Source organism: Nocardioides sp. (assembly GCF_031422975.1).
Lineage (GTDB): Bacteria > Actinomycetota > Actinomycetes > Propionibacteriales > Nocardioidaceae > Nocardioides.
Window position 1 is genome coordinate 1 of the sequence record NZ_JANPEO010000242.1, and the last position, 4,412, is coordinate 4,412.

4 protein-coding genes are annotated in these 4,412 nt (G+C 67.7%); 3 read left to right on the top strand and 1 reads right to left on the bottom strand.

Annotated features, from left to right (window positions below; translation table 11 throughout):
- On the bottom strand, positions 1–1,399 hold a 1,399-nt coding region (locus tag RMO85_RS07260; protein WP_310528036.1), incomplete at its 3' end, for a molybdopterin-dependent oxidoreductase.
- Between the two features lie 236 nt (positions 1,400–1,635).
- Here RMO85_RS07260 and RMO85_RS07265 point away from each other — a divergent pair.
- From RMO85_RS07265 to RMO85_RS07275, 3 genes are all read left to right on the top strand, one after another.
- The gene (locus RMO85_RS07265; RefSeq protein WP_310528037.1) at positions 1,636–1,896 is read left to right on the top strand and encodes a DUF6458 family protein; all 261 of its coding nucleotides are present in this window, start codon (positions 1,636–1,638) and stop codon (positions 1,894–1,896) included.
- 185 nt (positions 1,897–2,081) lie between these two features.
- A complete protein-coding gene (gene rpsO / locus RMO85_RS07270) occupies positions 2,082–2,357 on the top strand; it encodes a 30S ribosomal protein S15 (protein ID WP_310528038.1) in 276 nt (91 codons plus the stop codon).
- A 205-nt stretch (positions 2,358–2,562) separates the two neighbouring features.
- A complete protein-coding gene (locus RMO85_RS07275; RefSeq protein ID WP_397203341.1) occupies positions 2,563–4,371 on the top strand; it encodes a polyribonucleotide nucleotidyltransferase in 1,809 nt (602 codons plus the stop codon).
- Positions 4,372–4,412 lie beyond the last annotated feature (41 nt).

Here is a 4,412-nt window from a genome sequence, read left to right on the forward strand (position 1 = left end):
CCGCCTCCTTCTCGAACACCGCGGGCGTGAACCGTGCGGTGTTGCGCACTCCGAAGGCCTGGAAGATCAGGTCGTAGTGGTCGCGCTCGAGCGCCCCCGTCGGCGGCAGGATCACGTCGGCGTGCCGGGTCGTCTCGTTGACGTAGATGTCGACGGCCGCCATGAAGTCCAGGCCGGCGAGGGCCTCGTCGAGACGGGCGCCGTCGGGCGTGGACAGCACCGGGTTGCCCGACAGCGTGAGCATCGCCTTGATCTGTCCCTTGCCGGGTGTCGTGATCTCCTCGCGGAGCGCGGACACCGGCAGCTCACCGGCTGTCTCGGGCAGGCCGCGGACGCGGGACCGCCAGGCATTGTGGTGGCCACGCCCGATCAGGCCGGTGCCGACGACGTCGATCGCGGGGGAGGTGAACATGGCGCCGCCGATCGAGTCGAGGTTGCCGGTGACGATGTTGAGCAGGTTGACCGCCCACTGGCAGACCGAGCCGAACTCGTGCATCGAGACGCCGACCCGGCCGTAGGCCACGCCGCCCTCCGTGGTCGCGAGCTCCAGGGCGATGCGCTCGATCTCGGCCGCCGGGACTCCGCTCATCTGCTCCGCCCGGGCCGGGGTGAAGTGCGCGACCGCCGACTCGACCTCGGCCAGCCCATCGGCGTACGACGGCGCGGCCGCGAGGCCGTCGGCGAAGAGCACGTTCAGCATCGCGAGCAGCACCCACGCATCGGTGCCGGGCCGGATGAAGTGGTGCTCGGTGGCGACCTTGGCGGTCTCGGTACGCCGTGGGTCGAAGACCACCATGCGGCCGCCGCGCTTCTTGAGATCGCGAAGCCGGGTGGGGAAGTCGGGCACGGTCATCAGCGAGCCGTTGGAGGCCATCGGGTTGGCGCCGAAGACCAGGAAGTAGTTGGTGCGGTCGATGTCGGGGATCGGCAGCAGCAGCTGGTGCCCGAACATCAGGTGTGCGAGCAGCTGGTGGGGGAGCTGGTCGACGGAAGTGGCGCTGAACGTGTTCTTCGAGCGCAGCGCCTTGACCAGGCCGATGCCGTGCGTCATCGAACCGAGGCTGTGCACGTTGGGGTTGCCGAGGTAGATGCCGACGCCGTCGCGGCCGTGCTCGTTGATGGTCGCGGCGAGGCCGCTCGACACGAGCTCGATCGCCTCCGGCCAGCCGATCTCGTGGAACTCGCCCGTCGTCCGGTCGCGACGCACCGGTCGCCGCAACCGGTCCGGGTCCGCGTGGATGTCGGCGATCGCGACGCCCTTAGGGCAGATGTGCCCACGGGACAGCGGGTCGTCCGGGTTTCCCTTCACGCCGGTGACGGCGCCGTCCTCGATGGTGAGCACCAGGCCACAGATGGCCTCGCACAGGTTGCAGACGCCGATCTTTTTCTCCACGGTCACCATCGGATCCTCGCACGATGGCGACGTTGCGACACGTGTGCGGTGGAGACAGTGGTGCGCGATCCACAGTAGGTTGCCCGCGCGCCGCCAGCCCGTCACGTCGTACGTCGTGCCCGCGCAGAGCGGACGGCAGGACCGGATGCGCCAAGAAGTTCGCGGAGAACCACATCAATGGACGCCGCGGGCGCGATGCCGCGCTAACGTCAGCCCCCTCATCTCTCATCAGGAGGCAAAACATGGGTTACGGACTTGGAGTCTTCCTGCTCGCGCTGGGGCTGATCCTCGCCTTTGCGGTGCAAGACATGATCAGCGCCGTGGATCTGACGATGGTCGGCTACATCCTCTGCCTGGCGGGAGTGCTCGTGCTGGTGCTCACCGCCGTCCAGCTGAACGCGCGTCGGCGTACGACCACGACGGCGACCACGACGGACGCGCAGGGTCGCCAGGCGACCACCCAGCGCAGCACCGAAGCGGACCCGCCGCCCCCGGCGATCTGAGCTCTACGCGTCACCAGCACGTCCATCCGGCCCGGGTCCCAGCGTTTTGGGGCCCGGGCTCGGTCGTTGTTAGTCTTGTCAGGTTGCCCACTCCGGTGGGAATCGCCGTATGAACGGCCGCGGATCCAGAGAGCCCCGGACATTCTGTCCCGAGCGCCGCGCAACGAGACCGAGAGGAGCCCCGCATGTCGATCGGAACTGACGCGGAGACCAAGAAGAAGATCATCGCCGAATACGGTCTCACCGAGGGTGACTCCGGTTCTCCTGAGGTGCAGATCGCACTGGCGAGCTTCCGCATCGCCCACCTCACCGAGCACCTCAAGGTGCACAAGAAGGACCACCACAGCCGTCGTGGCCTGCTGCTCCTCGTGGGCAAGCGCCGTCGTCTGCTCAACTACTTGCAGAAGACCGAGATCGAGCGCTACCGCTCGATCATCGAGCGCCTCGGCCTGCGTCGATGAACTCATGAGGAGCGGTTACCCGTCGGGGAACCGCTCCTCAGCATTTCGGCCACCGGGCGATAGGCTCGGGGTCGTTCAACACAACTGAACACCTCCAGATCCAGGAGCGACCCGCCTCGCCCGGCTCGGTCCTCGGTAGTGGCTTTCAGGTGGTCCCACCCAAGTGGCTCCACCCTGCGGGCCTCGATCGAAGACCGGCACTCACATGAGCGGCGTCGCGGATCGCTCCGCGAAGAGAAAGGGAACCCCTTTGAACGAGGGACCCGTCATTTCCGCCGTCGAGACCGTTCTCGACAATGGCAAGTTCGGCAAGCGCACCATCAAGTTCGAGACCGGCCTGCTGGCCCGTCAGGCCGCTGGTGCAGTCACGGCCTACATCGACGACGACACCATGCTGCTCTCGGCGACAACTGCCGGCAAGACGCCGAAGGACCACTTCGACTTCTTCCCGCTCACGATCGACGTCGAGGAGCGGATGTACGCCGTGGGCCAGATCCCCGGTTCCTTCTTCCGCTCCGAGGGTCGCCCGGGCGAGGACGCGATCCTCACCTGCCGCCTGATCGACCGGCCGCTGCGCCCGACCTTCAAGAAGGGTCTGCGCAACGAGGTCCAGGTCGTCATCACCGTGATGGCGCTCGACCCCGACATGCCCTACGACGTGCTGGCGATCAACGCCGCGTCGCTGTCCACCCAGCTCTCCGGCCTGCCGTTCTCCGGTCCCGTCGGTGGCGTCCGCGTCGCCCTCATCGAGGGCCAGTGGGTTGCGTTCCCGACCCACTCGCAGCTCGAGAACGCGGTCTTCGACATGGTCGTCGCCGGTCGGGTCACCGACACCGGCGACGTCGCGATCATGATGGTCGAGGCCGAGGCCACCGAGAAGGTCATCGAGCTCATCGAGGGTGGCCAGAAGGCCCCCACCGAGGAGGTCGTGGCCAGCGGTCTCGACGCCGCAAAGCCCTTCATCAAGCAGCTCATCGAGGCTCAGGCCGAGCTCGCCAAGGACTCGGCCAAGCCGGTCCAGGAGTTCCCGATCTTCCTCGACTACGAGGACGACGTCTACGCCGCCGTCGAGGGCGCCGTGTCTGCTCCCACCGCCGAGGCACTGACCATCGCGGCCAAGCAGGAGCGCGAGGAGAAGCTCGACGCCATCAAGGCTGGCCTCCTCGAGACCGTCGGCCCGAAGTTCGAGGGTCGCGAGAAGGAGATCGGCGCGGCGTTCCGCTCGCTGAACAAGGCCCTGATGCGCCAGCGCGTGCTGCGCGACAAGATCCGTATGGACGGTCGCGGCCTGGCCGACATCCGCCCGCTGCACTCCGAGGTCGGGCTGATCCCGCGCGTCCACGGCTCCGCGCTGTTCGAGCGTGGCGAGACCCAGATCCTGGGCGTCACCACCCTCAACATGCTCAAGCTGGAGCAGCAGCTCGACACGCTCTCCCCGGAGAAGCACCGCCGCTACATGCACAAGTACGTCTTCCCGCCGTTCTCCACCGGCGAGACCGGCCGCGTGGGCTCGCCCAAGCGCCGCGAGGTCGGCCACGGTGCGCTCGCGCGCCGCGCCATCCTGCCCGTGCTGCCGACGCGTGAGGAGTTCCCCTACGCGATCCGTCAGCTCTCCGAGGCCATGGGCTCCAACGGCTCCACCTCGATGGGCTCGGTCTGTGCCTCCACCCTGTCGCTGCTGCAGGCCGGTGTGCCCCTCAAGGCCTCCGTCGCCGGCATCGCGATGGGCCTCATCTCCGACGAGGTCGACGGCAAGACCGAGTACGTCGCGCTGACCGACATCCTCGGCGCCGAGGACGCGTTCGGCGACATGGACTTCAAGGTCGCCGGCACGCGGGAGTTCATCACCGCGCTGCAGCTCGACACCAAGCTCGACGGCATCCCGGCCGAGGTCCTCGCTTCGGCGCTGACCCAGGCCAAGGGCGCGCGCCTGGCGATCCTCGTCGTCATGGCCGAGGCCATCGACGCCCCCGAGGAGATGTCGGTCCTCGGCCCGCGGATCATCACGATCTAGGTGCCCGTCGACATGTTCTGCTTGGTCTTCGGACCGAAGGG

Excerpts from the sequence above, each read along its gene's own strand:
- rpsO (WP_310528038.1), top strand. The coding sequence starts at position 2,082 with ATGTCGATCGGAACTGACGCGGAGACCAAGAAGAAGATCATCGCCGAA.
- RMO85_RS07275 (WP_397203341.1), top strand. The coding sequence starts at position 2,563 with ATGAGCGGCGTCGCGGATCGCTCCGCGAAGAGAAAGGGAACCCCTTTG.
- RMO85_RS07265 (WP_310528037.1), top strand. The coding sequence starts at position 1,636 with ATGGGTTACGGACTTGGAGTCTTCCTGCTCGCGCTGGGGCTGATCCTC.